Source organism: Pollutibacter soli (assembly GCA_029269725.1).
Lineage (GTDB): Bacteria > Bacteroidota > Bacteroidia > Chitinophagales > Chitinophagaceae > Pollutibacter > Pollutibacter soli.
This window is the reverse complement of record JARJHS010000009.1, coordinates 108,763-126,143: the sequence shown is the minus strand read 5'-3', so window position 1 is coordinate 126,143 and position 17,381 is coordinate 108,763. Positions and strand designations below refer to the sequence as shown.

General features: G+C 42.6%; 11 protein-coding genes. 7 read left to right on the top strand and 4 right to left on the bottom strand.

Features of this window, described 5'->3' with window-relative positions; translation table 11 throughout:
* The first annotated feature begins 9 nt into the window (after positions 1-9).
* The 6 genes from P2W82_RS20040 (at position 10) to P2W82_RS20015 (ending at position 11,411) form a co-directional block, all read left to right on the top strand.
* Entirely contained in the window at positions 10-2,379 is a 2,370-nt protein-coding gene (locus P2W82_RS20040) for an ABC transporter permease (protein ID WP_336517715.1), read from the top strand.
* 175 nt (positions 2,380-2,554) lie between these two features.
* The gene (locus tag P2W82_RS20035) at positions 2,555-4,942 is read left to right on the top strand and encodes an ABC transporter permease (RefSeq protein WP_336517714.1); all 2,388 of its coding nucleotides are present in this window, start codon (positions 2,555-2,557) and stop codon (positions 4,940-4,942) included.
* A gap of 387 nt (positions 4,943-5,329) precedes the next feature.
* The gene (locus P2W82_RS20030; RefSeq protein WP_336517713.1) at positions 5,330-6,364 is read left to right on the top strand and encodes a DUF4097 family beta strand repeat-containing protein; all 1,035 of its coding nucleotides are present in this window, start codon (positions 5,330-5,332) and stop codon (positions 6,362-6,364) included.
* A 445-nt stretch (positions 6,365-6,809) separates the two neighbouring features.
* Positions 6,810-9,275 carry an FtsX-like permease family protein gene (locus tag P2W82_RS20025; protein WP_336517712.1) on the top strand — a complete coding sequence of 822 codons (2,466 nt, stop codon included), beginning with the start codon at positions 6,810-6,812 and terminating at the stop codon, positions 9,273-9,275.
* Between the two features lie 14 nt (positions 9,276-9,289).
* Positions 9,290-9,955 carry an ABC transporter ATP-binding protein gene (locus P2W82_RS20020; protein ID WP_336517711.1) on the top strand — a complete coding sequence of 222 codons (666 nt, stop codon included), beginning with the start codon at positions 9,290-9,292 and terminating at the stop codon, positions 9,953-9,955.
* Between the two features lie 19 nt (positions 9,956-9,974).
* Positions 9,975-11,411, top strand: coding sequence for a TolC family protein (locus tag P2W82_RS20015; protein ID WP_336517710.1), 1,437 nt, complete (start codon positions 9,975-9,977; stop codon positions 11,409-11,411).
* A 427-nt stretch (positions 11,412-11,838) separates the two neighbouring features.
* On the opposite strand, the gene P2W82_RS20010 is transcribed toward P2W82_RS20015, so the two are convergent.
* Entirely contained in the window at positions 11,839-12,876 is a 1,038-nt protein-coding gene (locus P2W82_RS20010) for a LysM peptidoglycan-binding domain-containing protein (protein ID WP_336517709.1), read from the bottom strand.
* Between the two features lie 135 nt (positions 12,877-13,011).
* On the bottom strand, positions 13,012-14,421 hold the full coding sequence (locus P2W82_RS20005) for a methyltransferase RsmF C-terminal domain-like protein (RefSeq protein WP_336517708.1): 1,410 nt from the start codon (positions 14,419-14,421) through the stop codon (positions 13,012-13,014).
* A gap of 524 nt (positions 14,422-14,945) precedes the next feature.
* On the opposite strand from P2W82_RS20005, the gene P2W82_RS20000 reads away from it, so the two are divergent.
* Complete coding sequence (locus tag P2W82_RS20000) at positions 14,946-15,344, top strand: OsmC family protein (RefSeq protein ID WP_336517707.1); 399 nt, start codon at positions 14,946-14,948, stop codon at positions 15,342-15,344.
* 154 nt (positions 15,345-15,498) lie between these two features.
* Here the strand turns inward: P2W82_RS20000 and P2W82_RS19995 are convergent, their stop codons facing one another.
* Positions 15,499-16,713, bottom strand: coding sequence for an RNA polymerase sigma factor (locus P2W82_RS19995; protein ID WP_336517706.1), 1,215 nt, complete (start codon positions 16,711-16,713; stop codon positions 15,499-15,501).
* Positions 16,714-16,992: 279 nt separating this feature from the next.
* Entirely contained in the window at positions 16,993-17,346 is a 354-nt protein-coding gene (locus P2W82_RS19990) for a YciI family protein (protein WP_336517705.1), read from the bottom strand.
* Between the last annotated feature and the right edge of the window lie 35 nt (positions 17,347-17,381).

The following is a 17,381-nucleotide window of genomic DNA, read 5'->3' as shown; positions in this document are numbered from 1 at the left end:
TTCAACTGCATGTTCCGGAATTATTTCAAAACCGCCATCAGACAAATCTGGAAAAACAAAGCTTTTTCCTTTTTAAATATTACCGGACTTGCGCTGGGCATAGCCTGTAGTTTACTGATCCTGCTTTGGGTAAAGCATGAAATGAAAATTGATGCTTTTCATTCCGACAGCGATCAGCTTTTTGTTATTTATGAGCGTCAATATCATGACGGACAGATTGATGCGGGATATTATACTCCAGGCCAACTTGCTGAAGAACTGAAAAAGAAAATCCCGGAGATTGAAATGGCCAGTGCATTTGCCTGGGAGAATACGAATACTTTCCAGGTTGGCGATAAGATACTGAAAGAGAAAGGCAACTCAGCGGGAAAGGATTTCTTTAAGATGTTCAACTATCCCCTCATCAAAGGCGATAAAAATTCCGCGTTGAACGATCCGCTCAATATTGTCATTTCCGAAAAAATGGCAAAAGACTTTTTCGGATCTGCAGATGAAGCGATGGGAAAAACCCTGCGTTATGAAAACAGGAAAGACCTGAAAGTTTCTGCCGTCTTTGCGGATGTCCCCGATATCAGTTCTTCAAAATTTGATTTTCTTCTTACCTGGGAGGAATTTCTTCTTCAGAACGAATGGGCAAAAGAATGGGGCAACAATGGCCCGGCAACCTATTTTAAGATCAGGAAAGATGCTGATCCGGAAAAAGTTGAGCTCAAACTCACAAAATTTCTTGAGGGATTGAACACCGACATGAACAAGAATTTTTACATCGAACTCGGTATGCAACCTGTTGCACAAACTTATCTGCATGGAACTTTCAAAGATGGAAAAATTGTTGGTGGTCGTATAGAATATGTGCGAATGTTCAGTATTGTAGCCATTTTCATCCTGCTGATCGCGTGTATCAATTTCATGAACCTGACAACAGCGCGCTCTGTGAAACGTGCAAAAGAAATCGGGATCAGAAAAGTTGCCGGTGCTTTTCGGGCGTTGTTGATCAGGCAATTCATGGGCGAGGCTTTACTGATCACTGCATTTAGCGTTATACTTGCGTTAGGAATTGTACTGCTGCTGTTACCTGCATTCAATAATGTGACAGGCAAAGAGATTTCATTGCCGTATTCACAACCGGGTTTCTGGATAATATTGATTGTGCTAACAGCAATAACCGGACTGGTTTCCGGTAGTTATCCTGCATTGTTCCTCTCGAATTTTGAACCTATACGTGTTTTAAAAGGCACATTGAAATTCAGTTCGGGTGCTACATGGTTCAGAAAGGGACTGGTTGTTTTCCAGTTTATGCTTTCCATTCTTTTGATCATCGGAACCATTGTAGTCAGCATGCAAATCAACTATGTTCAGAATATCAACCTTGGCTATGATCGTGAAAACCTGATCTATATCCCTGTAGAAGGTGATCTGGCGGCGAAGTATAAAACCTTCAAGACAAAAGCACTGGCATCACCGGGAATTCAGATGGTGACACGCATTACGCAAAATCCAACAAGCATCAATAACGGCACCGGCGGTGTACAATGGGAAGGAAAAGATCCCAATGCGATGCACCAGTTTGTACAGGCTGCAACAGGCTACGATTTTGTAAAAGCGATGAAACTGAAAATGATTGATGGTCGTGATTTTTCTGCAGATTTTGCAACAGATTCCGTTGGGTATATTATCAATGAAGCCGCAGCAAAAATTATTAAGTATGATCAGCCTGTTGGAAAATGGCTCACGTTCTGGCAGAAGAAAGGAACGATCGTTGGAGTGTTGAAAGATTTTCATTTTACTTCTTTGCATGAACCTATCAGGCCTTTAGTTATTCGCCTCGGCGAAGAAATCAATTGGGGCTGGATTCTCGTTCGCACCGAGCCAGGCAAAACAAAACAGGCCCTGACAAGCCTTGAAAGCATTTCTAAGGAACTAAATCCGCAGTTTCCGTTCACGTATGATTTCTCAGACCAGGAGTATAAGAAACTATATAAAAGTGAAGAGATTATCGGACGTCTTTCCAACGCATTTGCGTTCCTCGCTATATTTATTTCCTGTCTCGGACTTCTTGGTCTGGCAATGTTCACAGCTGAACAACGTACAAAAGAAATGGGAATAAGAAAAGTGCTGGGAGCCAGTACGACAAAAGTTTTCAGCCTGTTATCTCGTGAGTTCCTGATCCTGGTGGGTATTGCATTTGTAATTGCTACTCCCCTGTCGGTACTGGCAACATCCGGGTGGCTGAAGAATTTCGCCTATCGGACGCCGGTAAATTGGTGGATATATGCAATTGCCGGATTGCTGGCAGTACTAATAGCACTGATCACTGTAAGTTTCCAGGCAATAAAAGCGGCGGTGGCAAATCCGGTGAAGAGTTTGAGAAGCGAGTAAACGTGAAAAGTTGAACGTAGAACGCAGGACGCTTACCTAAAATAAGGCAGGATACTTTTTAATATTTGAGCATTGAGATTTTCCGATACGTTTCGGGAAGAACGATTAAATCACAATAGCCAACGTTAAACATTCAACGTTGAACGTTTAACGTAAAACGCACAGGAGAAAACTGATGATCCGGAATATTCTTAGAACTACAATTACTTACTTAAAGCGTCAGCCATTCTTCACATCATTGAATCTTATGGGAATGATAATGGCGTTGACTGCTGTATTTTTCGCGCTATTGTATAGTTCTTTTGAACTTAACTATGATAAATACAACGAACATTACGATCAGATTTATCGACTCGTAACAGATGTCAGATCGGAAACAGGTGTTGACTACCAGAGTGCACCTGCTCCGCTTGCACCAGCAATAGAAGCTGAATATCCGCAGGTGAAAGCAGCAGCACGCCTGTTTATGGATTACATGATTATTCAAAAAGATGAATCCATTTTCGGGCAGGAAAATATTGCCTATGCCGATTCATCGCTATTTAAAGTATTCAGCATCCCTTTGATTGAAGGTAATCCTGGTTCAGTGTTGAATACTCCTATGACGATGGTGATTTCTGAATCAGCAGCGAAAAGATATTTTAAGGATCAGCATCCCGTAGGTCAGATACTTAAGATCGATAAACAACCAGCTACAGTAACGGGAGTGATGAAAGACATTCCGTACAACTCTCATTTCCGTACTGACTTCCTGATTTCCATTTCAACACTGACAAAGCATTGGAATCCGTCCATTGGAAACAGCTGGACTTTTACCGGCTTTTACACCTATCTCCTTTTGCAGGATCAGTCGTCTGCGGATCAGATTCAAAAAACTTTACCAGCGTTCGTTGACAAGCACTATGATCAGACCCGCATCAAATATGCTCTTCAGCTTGAGCCACTGAAAACAGTTTATCTCCAGGGAAAGGCCCGCGGATCACGTACAGGCACAACGTCTACAGGAAACCTCAACGAGATCATCATGTGCTGTATTATTGCTGCATTTATACTTGCGATTGCAATAATCAATTTTATTAATCTGACCACGGCATATTCGTTGAAGCGTGCCCGTGAGGTCGGTGTACGAAAAGTCCTTGGCGCATCAAAAAAGCAACTGGTCATACAATTCATGACTGATGCTCTTTTACTGAGCCAGGTGGCTTTTGTGTTGGCGATTATTTGTTGCGCCATGTTATTGCCGGCTTTCAATGCAATTGCAGGAAAAATTGTTGCAGATTCACTATTGAGCATTCCTTACCTGGTTGCGGTATTATGGGGAATCTCTTTAGTGACAGGATTCATTGCAGGCCTCTATCCTGCTCTATCCCTTTCATCATTCCTGCCTTCAAAGACTTTAAAGGGCCAGATGGTTTCCGGAAAAAAAGGAACTTCATTAAGACGCGTTCTTGTAGTTACCCAGTTTTCAATTTCAATTGTGCTGATCATTGCTACGCTGATTGTATATATGCAACTGTTTTTTATGCGCGACAACGACCCGGGATATAAAAAAGATCACCTGATTTCCATCGATTATTTTTTTGATCAACGCCTCTACGGACAATCGGGTTCGTTTAAGCTGGAACTTTTGGAAATACCTGGCATTACCAAAGTGAGCTACGCGAACTGCATACCTGGAAAGGCCAACCGAAAAAGGATGACGACGATTGAAAACAGTAGTAATGTCATGCAAAGTACGCAGACAGATTTTTACAGCGTCGACGATGATTATTTGCAACAGTATGGAATGGAAATCGTTGCCGGTCGGGCTTTTGATAAAAATCTTTCATCAGATTCAACAGAAGCAATGATCATCAATGAAGCGGCAGTGAAATCACTGGGATATAGCAGCCCGAAAGATGCCATCGGAAAAAAGTTCAGTCAGATGTCGCGAAGCGGATTGATCATCGGTGTAGTAAAAGATTTTCATTTCCATTCATTCCAGGAAGAGATCAGGCCGCTGACATTTCGCATGGAGCCTGTTTTTTTCACCTTTATAAGTATTACAGTTGAACCGAAATCAATTAATAAAGTAATTCAGCAGCTCGATAAGCTCTGGAAAGCCAAAGCGCCGGGAATGCCCCTGAATTATTCTTTTACTGACGAAGCATATCATCAACTCTTCTTGTCGGAAGAACGGACAGGAAAACTGTTTACGATCCTTTCCGTATTTGCAATAATCATTTCCTGTCTCGGACTGTTTGGCCTTTCCGCTTTCAGTACGGAACAGCGGAAGAAAGAACTTGGAGTAAGAAAAGTCTTGGGGGCATCATCACTCCAGATTGCAAAACTGTTGTCAGAAGATCAGCTTCGGCCGGTGGTCATTGCGTTTCTGATTGCAAGTCCGCTTGCCTGGTATGCGATGCATGCGTGGCTTCAGCAATATGTGTACAGGGTTGATATCAGCTGGTACATTTTTCCATTAGCAGGTGTTATTTCGCTGCTGGTTGCCCTCGCAACCATCGGCGTACTTACGTTTCGGACGTCCAGGAATAACCCCGTGGATAGTTTGAGAAGTGAGTAGTAGAGGTACAACCTGGGAGGTCTAAGACCCCCCAGGTCTATAAAACCTGCGAGGTTTAAAAGACCCGGCAGGTCTTAGAAGTTGCGAGGTACTATAAGTAGCCATTGATAATTAACGAATAAGAGAAATCAGTCCGGATTATAGATAGATTGATTTTCGCGACAATACCCAACCTAGGGGGTCTAAAACCTCCTAGGTTTAAAACCTCCTAGGTTTAAAAACCTTCAAGCTCTTAGACCTGCGAGGTCTTTGAGACCTGCCAGGTCTTAAAAACCTGCGAGGTCTAAAAGACCTGCCAGGTCTTGTAACGTTTTTTGAAATGAATCGTATTAATTGATCTGGTAGGAAATACCACGTCAGACTAAAACTTTTATAAACACTAAGACAATGAAAAAAATCCTGATGAGCCTGCTGATTTTATCAGCAGCCGCAACAACGAAAGCGCAAGACAGTAAAACGCCATTTTCTACAAGAAACTTTTCTGCATCGGCTATAAAATCAGTGGAATCCACAACCTCGGGGGGGAACATTTCCGTTAGCGGAACTGCTACAGGACAGGCTGCCGTAGAAATTTACATCCAGCCCGGAAACAGCAGAAAGAATTATTCGAAAGATGAAATTCAGAAAAAACTGAATGATGACTACGACCTACGTGTTGAAATGGAGGGATCAAAACTTATTGCAATAGCGAAACCTAAAAAAAGAAATATGGATTGGAACGACGCTCTTTCCATTTCTTTCAAAATTACTGTTGCAAAAGCGACCAATACGAATCTTACAACCAGCGGTGGTAATGTTTCTTTAAACAACCTCAACGGAACACAGGACTTCACCACCAGCGGCGGTAATCTTAATATCGACCAGGTGGGTGGTAAACTGAACGGTCGTACTTCAGGTGGAAACATCAACGTAAAAAATGCAACAGACTATCTCGATCTTACTACCAGCGGTGGTAATATCGACGCCGAAAGTTGCAGTGGTGAGATCAAACTTTCCACTTCAGGCGGAAATGTAAGTCTGAATCAGCTCAAAGGAAATATCGACGCTACAACCAGCGGTGGCAACGTAAAAGGCGGCTCAATCAGCGGTGAACTCGAAGCCCATACTTCCGGTGGCAGTGTTCGTTTGGACGGATTGGCTTGTGCCCTTTCTGCATCAACCAGCGGCGGAAGTATTGATATCGCGATTGTGGAACCTGTAAAATTTGTGAAACTGAGCAATTCAGGCGGAAATATCGCGCTCAGCCTGCCTGCAGGTAAAGGCTATGATCTGCGTCTGTCCGGTTCAAAGATCAAGACTGAAAATTTCGCCAATTTCAAAGGAGATATTGAAGAAGATGAAATTGATGGGACCATCAATGGCGGCGGTGTGGCAGTTACGGTAAGGGCCAGCAGCGGAAGAGTTTCTGTAACTATGAAATAAGTTGACGGTTTAAAGTATAAAGTTTAAAGTTTAGCAGACCCGGAGAACGCTAAGGCTTACTCCGGGTTTTTTATGCCCGTATAGTTTTGGGGCCGGATCTTTTTATCGCCGGAAATACTTGCAACTTTGCACTGTCGACATTAAACTTATTCCGTCTCTCACTACCGTACACAAGGTGTTCGTTTTCGTACACCCATACCCCTTACATTCCGCCAAAACCCTTGCCAGTAAAGGATTTAGAATCTGGCATAATTCAGGACATGTGAGGCAGTCGGGAGTCAGTACTCGGGTTTCGGAAGTCAAGGGCCAGGAAAACTGATAATTAGGATTTTAAAGGCACGAAGTCACAGTTCAAAAGCTCTATGCCAAAAACGCAGACCCCGATGTAGTCAGCAATTCAGCGATCGTTCTGACTAATGACAACAGACAACTAACAACTAAAACCATGTTCAGAACTTTCTTCAAAACGGGACTGAGAAGTTTTCAGCGGAATAAAATTTTTTCCCTGATCAATATCTCTGGTTTGGCCATTGGCCTGAGTGCCGCGTTGGTTATTTACCTGATCGTTCAGCATGATTTTTCCTATGACAAATTTCACAAAGATGGCGACCGGATCTACCGCGTAACATCTACTATTAAATTCCCTGACCTGACTATCAATAACTCCGGCCTGCCTCTGCCAACCTACAAAGCTGTTCTGAACGAAGCAACCGGGTACGAGGCAGCAGCGCATTTTGAAACATTGAATGAGGCGAAAGTAACTGTCGTTTCAAATGACGGTAAATCAAACGTCAGTTTCAAAAAACAAAAAGAGAGAATTGCTACCGACAACAATTACTTCAAAATTTTTAAGTATAAATGGCTGGCTGGATCTGAAAAATCATCCCTCAGCAATCCAAACCAGCTCGTTCTGACAGCAGATCGCGCAAAAGTTTATTTCGGTAATATCCCCGTTTCAGAACTCCCCGGCAGAACGATTATTTACGATGATAGTGTGACGGCAACAGTTAGCGGAATTGTAACAAGTTTACAAGGGAATACCGATTTTATTTTCCAGGAATTTTTATCACTGGCCACCATCCAGCAAAAAAATTTCAGTAACCAATATGGTTGGGATGAATGGGGCAATATTAATTCGTCCTCTCAATTGTTTGTGAAACTGTTGCCGGGACACAAGCCTGCTGAACTGGAAAAACAACTGGCAGTAATACGCGAGAGGTACAGAACAAAAGACAAGGAAAATCCTAATAAAAAAGACGACACCAAACATAATCTTCAGCCACTTGCTGACATTCATTTCAATGCAGATTTTGATGCATTCAACAATCGCCTGGCACATAAACCAACACTATACGGTTTACTGGCTGTAGCAGCATTTTTACTATTGCTGGGCTGTATCAATTTCATCAATCTGACTACAGCACAGGCTTCCAAGCGTGCAAAAGAAATCGGGATCAGGAAGACGATGGGAAGTTCAAGACCGGCATTGATGAGGCAATTTCTTGGCGAATCATTTATACTAACGTTGATCGCCACCCTGTTTTGTGTTGCACTGACTCCGTTTATCCTGAAGATATTTGCAGATTTTATTCCTGAAGGTATCGGCTTTGAATCATTGACACAGCCGCATGTAATTGCATTCATCATTCTCCTGATGATAGCGGTGACGTTCATCGCCGGGATTTATCCTGCATTCTTCCTCACCAGGTTTCAGCCGGTAGCAGTATTAAAGAACCAGGTCATCAACAGCAATACGGGAAGCAAAGCGTGGTTGCGTAAAGTACTGACCACTGCACAGTTTACCATCGCACAATTTTTAGTGATTGCCACTTTGATCGTTGGCAAGCAGATTCATTATTCAATGAATAAGGATCTTGGTTACAACAAAGACGCTATTGTTCTGTTCAATACACGTTGGGATTTCTTCTCTGATAAAGAAGATAACCGGAGATTTGTGCTGCTGGATAAACTGAGAGCCATTCCTGAAATTCAGCAGGTGAGCCTTGCAGGAAATGCGCCGGCGTCAAATAGCACTTCATCTTCTACATTTAAAGTACAGACACCAGAGAAGCTTGTTGAAACAATGGTGGAAGTAAAAACCGCAGATAGTAATTTCTTCAATCTATACGGCATTAAAGTGATTGCAGGAAGAACATTGGCTCCAAGTGATACCATCAGGGAATATGTAATCAACGAAACCTATGCGAAGTTTCTCGGCTTTAAAAATCCTGCTGATGCTGTGGGTCAGTTTATCGAGAGAAACTGGAAAGTACCTATCGTAGGTGTTGTTGCAGATTTTCATCCAAGATCTACCCAGTCTGCAATAAAACCACTTGCATTTTCTTCTTCAAGAAGTATGAGTCGTGTTATTCATATTCTTTTGCCGGAAAATGAAGCGGGCGGCAATAAATGGAAGAATACGATTGCAAAAATTGAAAAAGAGTATAAAGCGGTATATCCTGAAGAAGATTTTAATCTCAGCTTCTTCGACGAAACGATAGCTGCTTTTTATAAATCTGAACAGAATATTTCCAGGCTGCTGAGATGGGCAACCGGACTTTGTATTTTTATCAGTTGCCTTGGATTGCTGGGTCTCGTTATCTTCACCACCAATCAGCGTGTGAAAGAGATTGGCGTTCGAAAAGTACTCGGTGCAACAGTTGTACAAATCATTACTCTATTATCAAAAGACCTGTTATTACTGGTTGTACTGGCATTTGTGATTGCATCTCCTGTTGCAGCTTATGTAATGAACAGTTGGTTGCAGGATTATTCGTACAGGACGGATATGAGCTGGTGGGTGTTTGCAGCAACCATAATCGGAATGCTGGTGATTGCTTTGCTCACGCTAAGTTTGCGTACAATTAAAAGTGCGAGCGAGAACCCGGTGAACGCTTTAAGAAGTGAATAAACAAATAATAATACATGTTACTCGAATTAAAGGGAATTTCTAAATGGATCGAACAGGGAGGAAGAAGAAATTTTATTCTGAAAGACATCAACCTGACTGTTGAGAAAGGAGAATTTATTTCGATCATGGGACCATCAGGTTCCGGAAAATCAACTCTTCTGAATGTGATCGGGATGCTGGATGATGCAAGCGAGGGAAGCTATCAGTTCCTCCATGAAAATGTTCATCTGCTCAAAGAAAAAAGTAAAACGGCATTATATAAACGCTATATCGGTTTTGTATTCCAGGCTTATCACCTGATTGATGAACTGACGGTGTATGAAAACATCGAAACGCCATTGATCTACCAGGACATTAAAGGTTCTGAAAGAAAGGCGATGGTTGCGGATATGCTGGACCGGTTTAATATCGTAGGCAAAAAAGATCTGTTTCCTACACAACTTTCTGGTGGACAGCAACAGCTCGTGGGTATTGCCCGCGCGTTGATCGCAAAACCTGAATTGTTACTCGCTGATGAGCCAACCGGTAATCTTAATTCGAAACAGGGAGAAGAGATTATGGAACTTTTTGCAGAATTGAATAAAAATGGCGTAACCGTTATTCAGGTAACGCACTCAGAAAAGAACGCAACTTACGGATCCAGGATAATCAATTTATTGGACGGACATATTCAACATTAAAGAGGAAAAAAGAACAGCTATGTGTAAAAGGTTTTTATTAGCAACAGTAATGTTGCTGGGAAGTTTTTGTATGAAGATTTCAGCTCAGGAGGCTTTGCCACCGGGCGAACTTACTTTGGAAAATGCTATCGCACTTGGAATCAAAAATAATTTTGATGTTCAGCAGAGCGAACTGGACATGCAGTCTTCGAAGATTTTGTGGAGACAGGCACAGCTGAACAGATTACCCGATCTGAATGCATTCATAGGTCATGGTGTTCAGCAAGGTCGCAGCATTGACCCGTTTACCAACTCGTATATTAACCAGACACTACGTTATGCAAACTATAATGCAAGCAGTAATACGCCCATTTTTGCGGGCCTTTCCCTGCATAACCAGGTGAAGCAACAGTCACTCGCGTATGAAGCATCTAGACTGGACCTGCAGCAATCAAAGGATAATCTCACACTTAATGTGATCCTGGGTTATTTGGATATTTTAAGTCTCGAAGATCAGCTGCTCGCATTGGAGAATCAATATGAGCTTTCCAGACAACAGGTGATTCGCCTGGAGACGCTGGATTCGAGCGGTGCGGCAAAGCCTTACGAGCTCTCTGATCTCAAGGGCGCAATGGCAGGAAATGAAATTGCAATTATCAATGGCCGGAATAACGTCGAAACTGCAAAGATCAATCTATGCCAGTTATTGAATGTGACTTATTCAAAAAACATGACCATTCAGAAAATAAGCCCTGAACAATTCCTGGTCCCTTATGCTGAAACTTCGGAACAGGTATATTCAACAGCGCTCCAGGAATTTGCAATGATACGTGCAGCTTATCTCAGGAAAAAAAGTGCAGAAAAATGGGTGAAGGCCACTGTCGGAATGAAATTTCCTACCATTGGCTTTAACGCGCAGGCGGGATCGCCGATATCCAGTTCAGCAAACAATCAGAATTTCATCAACTCAACGATTGTTGAAACCCAGGATTATGTAATCGTGAATGGTGGAAACTCTTATGTGTATAAGGAGCAAAATAATTTTTACAACTGGAAACCTTCCTATGGGAATCAGTTGAGAAATAACATTTCGACTTCGTTTTCTATCAATTTGAATATACCGCTGTTCAATGCGGGTGTTGCACATAACCGGACGAAAAATGCAAAAATTCTGCTGGAAAGCAGGAAGATAACGGAAACAAATATCCGCACAAGATTACAACAGAACATTGAACAGGCTTATCTGAATATGACAACTGCCGCCGGCAGGCATAAAACCCTGCTTGAGCAGTTAGCTGCATTCGAAGAATCTTTTCGTGCAGCTGATATCCGTTTTAATGAAGGTGTTGTAACGTCAGTTGACTACCTAACGGTAAAGAACAGGCGCGATGCATCAGAGATCAATTTGATTATTGCACGGTACGACTATGTGCTGCGTACAAAAATACTTGACTACTACCAGGGTAGGAACCGTTAACCTATTTCCGGAATACCGCGAAGCGTGGTATGGAACGTAGCCGTAATCCAGGGCATTTGCTGTTTTGTTCTGGCCTGCCAGGTTCCCGGTTTCCGGTTAATCTCAGTTGGTTTTTAGAATTTGAACATTTGAAATCAGATAATGCCGGATATATTCCGGCATTATTGTTTTTAAAATTTCCCGCAGATTTCCGCAGATCGAATACACCCTGATTTCGCAGAAGAACATCTGCGCATATCTGCGTGTATTCGATCAGCGCGATCTGCGGGAAAATTTCGGATCTGAAAACTGGATCCAAAAACCAGTTTCAGGCTTCAGGCAAAATCGTTGCGTATTTAAATTATCTGTTGCCGCTGTGTAAATTATAAACTGTGAACTTTAGTCTCATTTTTACTACTTACTTCTTACCTGCCGGCAGGCAGACTACTTACTGCTTTGCCCAACTCAACTGAAGCTCATACCTACCCGTCTCTGCAAGCGCCAGCTCAGCAGCTGCGGCATTACTGATACGTACCGAAAGGCCTTCGTTTTCTTTACCCGGCGGGATTTCGCCTAACACCTTGGCATAAACGAATTTGCTGTTTTGTGGATTATAAACTTTGACAATAGTGCCTGGCAGCACTTTATTCATGAGCGCATAATATTTACTGTCCTTCCATCCGCTGGTACTTTTGAAAACAGCAGCCTGGCCATTCAGGTTTTCTTTCTCCGCGGCAGCTTTTGATTGTTCATCAAAAAGACTTTTAAAAACCCCGCCGTCGCCGGTATTTATATTAGTCACTGTTGGCTGACTTACAGGAACAGCTTCTGTTTTTGCTGCAGGAGGCGATGGCTCAGACCTGGTAGCTCCGGGTGGAGGTATTGCCGCTGTCTCCTGTTTGGTAACGACAGCTTTATCTTCTTTTTTCGCTTCGGTCACTGCGGGTTTTGTAACAGGAGGTTTGGTTGCAGCGATTGCCACAGATCCACCTATTTTGCTTTTGCCAGTGGCGGCCAGGGGCGAAATACTTTTTTTAACTTTAAGATAGCCAATCACAAGTGGCAAATCCTTACTTACTTCATCGCCGGAAAGGCCGTTCCATGCACGCAATTGATCAATGCCAACCTTGTTGTATTGCTGACCGATGCGGTATAGATTTTCCTTCTCTTTTACATTATGCACTACTGGTACAGCAACTTCATCTGCCCCTGGCTGGCCGGACTGGATAAAATTAGCAGCAACTAACGGGATTTTCACAGTCTGACCAATCGACAAACCTTTATCAAGGGAAGTGCCGTTGAACGGAGCAATGTCTTTCGGACTGATATTGTAAAGACGGCCAATGGAGTACCAGTTTTCTTTTGCAACAACAGTATGAAGGAGATAGGGTTTACCGCCTTCCAGGTGGGCCTGAAGCGGCGAAGATTGCGCAAATATGTTGATCAGTATAAACCAGGACAGGATAAAGGAGTACAGTTTCTTCATGAGGCTCATTTTCCGGCGAGTTGCCGCCGTTGGATATTACTTTCAGGTGTTAAAAATACGACATTAATCAGATGATTACCAAACCTGGCACCAAGCGTGTTTTCAAAACAATTTTTGGAAAAACAACAACCGATCTTACTCATTGTCAATCTGTTTGGAGGTGGTTATTCGCCACGCAGCGGGGTAATAATTATTGGCTCGGTTAGGTAGTACTTTCATCCATCCCAATGGTCTTGAACCAAAACGAGCCAGTACCCACCCTTTCGGAAATCCGCTGCTATCCAAATTCTCCTTCCTGAGAAAACGAATAGACTGCTCACGGTCAAGTTCAACTGACGCAATACCCTGATTCAGAAGGTTACTAAGTGCCAGCTCGTGATCCGGAATCAATTCATTGCGGATAACGGAACCCAGCAATACCCCTGACTTTCTCAATTGAAGATGGGAAACAATGATTCCCAGCTCTTCTTCCAGTCCGGCCGGGACAGCAAAAGCCAGCTCATCCTTATTTACAAAAACAAAAGAATCATCAGTGATTTTTGTTTTTACAATTTCTTTAATATTTATCGGTGCCGCAGGAATTTTCTGCGATCGCCACCCCATAACGCTCTTTGTTTCCGGCTTTCTCAGGCAACAAATGAACAATCCTTCGCCGGCAACTTTGTCGGGATAAAAACGAAATCCTTTGGCTCCCGCTTTAGGAGATAAGGTTTCAACAACGCCCCATTCCGAAGGAACGCTAAAAGATTCCGTTATAAAAGCATGTGTTTCGCAAAGCCAATCCACAATGTCTTCGTTTTCTTCCTTCGAATAAGAACAGGTAGAATAAATCAGTAAGCCACCGGATTTGAGGGAAGGCAATGCATCTTCGAGTATGCGTCGCTGTCTGGTACTACAATAACCGACCTGCTGAACAGACCACTCCTCCATCGCATCGGGATCGCGGCGAAATAAACCACTTCCGCTGCAAGGCGCATCTACCAGCATTACATCAAAATACTGATGAAGGTCACCAAAAGCAGAAGGGTCATTCCGGCTCACCAATACATGCGATTCACCCCATTTTACAACGTTCTCATAAAGAATATTCACGCGGGATGAAATCACCTCATTAGCAACGACAAGACTAAAACACGCCTCCGATGCAAGTAAAGTTGTTTTACCTCCGGGCGCGGCACACAGATCAAGTGCCTTGAGAGAATCTCTTCCCTTCAACAATTGCTGAATTGCATAACTGATAAACATGCTGGATGCTTCCTGTACATAATAACCACCGCTGTGTAAAAGAGGATCGAGTGTATATAATGGTCTCTCGCTCAGGTACCAACCGTTTGAATTCCAAGGAATAGGTCTGGCAGATAATTTCCAATAGCTTTGTTCTATCTGATATAAACAAGATGCAGGAACAGAAAGCGTCGGACATTTCGAAGGATTCAATCTGATCGAATTTACCTGTGTATGATTGTTATGAACGGCTTCAAATGAAACGGGATCGAACCCTGGTAAACCAGTCAGTGATGAGATGAGTTCGGCGGGTAAATTCACGGGGCGAAGATAGTCTTTACTATATTTCTTAATCTCCGGAGGGCAGCGGAAAGCAGATATACCATGGTGAGAATTTCTGTTTTCTGCTTCTGTCCTCTGGTTTCTGTTTTCAGACAGGAAAATTAGTTGTCAGGCAGTGTCATTGTTAGCGCCACATTACTGTTTGTTTAAAAAATAACATAGATCATACCTGGATTACCCACTAAGGCTCAAAGACGGGAAGGTTGCCCGAAGAAGATCTTTGAGCAACCTTTGAGCCCCCGAGGCTTTCCGGCAAAAGAAAGTTTTATTGCAGGAGTTGTAGTTTACAGTTTATAGTTCCAAGCGTGCAATTGCAAATTATTACTGCCTCATGTATTTTGTATTCTGTTCTTTGCAGGGCAGCAGGCAACAAATACAAAGGAACGACGCCCATCACTTTCTTCCAGTTTTTAATTTTCAGTTTCCTGTATTCATTATTCTTTCTGTTTTCAGTTTCTCCCTCAGCCGATGAATTCCTAGATTTGCGCCAATAAAATATCGCTATGCGGGTCAGTGCAAAAATCCACAACAAGTACAACAGTCACGATGTTACCGTTGAAACCAACGAAAATCAAAAAACGCTTCAGATCGCGTCAAAGCCCGGCGGATTCGGATCTGCAATTAACGGTGCAGAGTTGCTGATGTTATCGCTTGCCACCTGTTATTGTAATGATATCTATCGGGAAGCTGCGAAAAGAAACCTGACCATCAACGGAGTTCAAGTCAACTGCGAAAGTGTTTTCGGAACTGATGGTGAACCTGCTTCAAAAATTACCTACCAGGTTACTGTAGATTCTGATCTCGAACCGTCCCTTGTCGCGGAACTCATAACGCAAACAGACCGGATGGCTGAGATACATAATACGTTGAGGAAGGGAATTGAAGTGACGTTGGCAAGTTGAAGGTGTAAAGACCAGCTCAAGTAATTGGTTATAGGTTTTCAGGTGGTAAGTTATAAGTTAGCCTGAGCAAAAGTATAAAACCAAATAAGATAAATTGGCTGTATGCATTCAGAATTGATGGTTGCATCCGCATGCTCTCACTTTCAACTTTTATTCAACTTTCAACTCTTCTCTGAATGCTCTTCTTCTCCGCGTCTGTTTTAGCAAGTGAAATAGCTTTTTTGAAATGGTGTATTGAAGTGTCACGGTCAATATCCCTGTAAAGTTCACCAAGCAATAAAAAATAGTATTGATTTGTATCGAGCTTGAGTTTTTCTGTTTCCATGATCGCTTGCTCCGCGCCGCGGAGTTTGAAAATAGCATAGCTGCGATTGAGTGCAGCCACCGGCGAATACTTCATCTTCAGCAAGCGATTGTAAAGATCAAGTATGCTCTCCCATTTTTCTCTGGAATCTGTCTTGTTAGTATGCCAACAGGCAATTGCAGCTTCGAAATGAAATGGGGATAAACGATCACCACCGGAGGATTGCTGAAAATAAAAAACACCTTTAGCAATCAGTTCCTGGTTCCAGAGACTTTCATCCTGGTCCGCGTAGAGCACCATATTTCCTGCTGCATCTTTTCTTGCTGCAAAGCGTGAAGTATGAAAACACATCAACGCCATCAGCGCATTTGCTTCCGCAGTATTAGTTTTCTCATTATCAATCAGCAGGTGCAGCAAACGCATTGCCTCAAAGCAAAGGTCTTCTCTTATTATTTGTTCATCAGATTCAGAATAATAACCTTCATTAAAAAGAAGATAAAGCGTATGCAGAACAGATGTGGTTCTTTCGCTGATTCCGGATACAGGCCATTCATCAATAATGATATTTTCTTCGCGCAGCTTTTCTTTCGCCCGGAAAATTCGTTTATATATCAGTTCCCTGTTTGTGAGAAATGCATTTGCAATTTCATCAATTCCGAAACCACAAAGTATCCGCAGCGCAAGGGCTATCTGAGACTCGGAAGGAATTACAGGATTACAAACCGCAAATAACATCCGCAGCTGACTGTCTTTGATATGATCACCCGTAAAATCGATATTGAATTCAACTTCTGAATTTTTGTTTGCGTGAATGGTGGGAAGAATTTTTTCTCTGAAAATTTTATCTCTTGTGAAATGATTGATCGCTTTATTTTTTGCAACTGTATAGAGCCATGCTGTTGGATTCGGCGGCACACCCTGGTATGGCCATGTTTCCATCGCAGTCAGAAAAGTATCAGATGTGATATCTTCTGCCAGTTCCATATATTCCATACCAAAAAGCCGGCACAATACGGTAGTGATTTTTCCGGATTCAGTACGAAACAGATGTGGGATGAGATCCATTGAGTTGTCGGTTTTCAGTTGTCGGCTGTCAGAACGGGTGCAGTCATTTTGTTGTTTCCGGGCTGTTGCTGTTTCGTTATTCGTTGTTCGTTGTTCGTTATTCGTTGTTCGTTTTAAAAGCACGAACGAAAAATTGCAGAGACAGTTATCTCTGCAATAATGTATCCGCTGCGGCTACCTGTTTGTTTTTTTCGAGACGCCATGCATGGCGTCTCTGCAATTTACCCCGACTGATCTTTGGCTGTTTTTTCCTGCCTCCGGACTCCTGCCTCCCAATTATCAATGCACACCGTCGTCTTTCGCAATCTTTCTTACTTCAATAGTATTGCCTTCGCCCTGCAAAATCGGAGAACCTTTTGCAAACTCTGCCGCTTCATCGGCGGATTCAGCTTTCACGATGATATATCCTCCGAGCGTCTCTTTGATTTCACCAAAAGGGCCATTCGTTACTTTTTTACTGTGATGCACAACCTTTGCATCATCAAAAAGCAATCCCGTTCCGGATACAAATTTATTCTGCGCTGCAATGCCGCCAATCCAGTCCATGGTTTGTTTCATCCATTCCTGCATCTGTTCAGGAGATACTTTTCCGGATGCATTTTCGTGCCTGAAAATCAACATAAATTCCTGCATAAAATTCTATTTAAACATTATTGAAATGATTACTC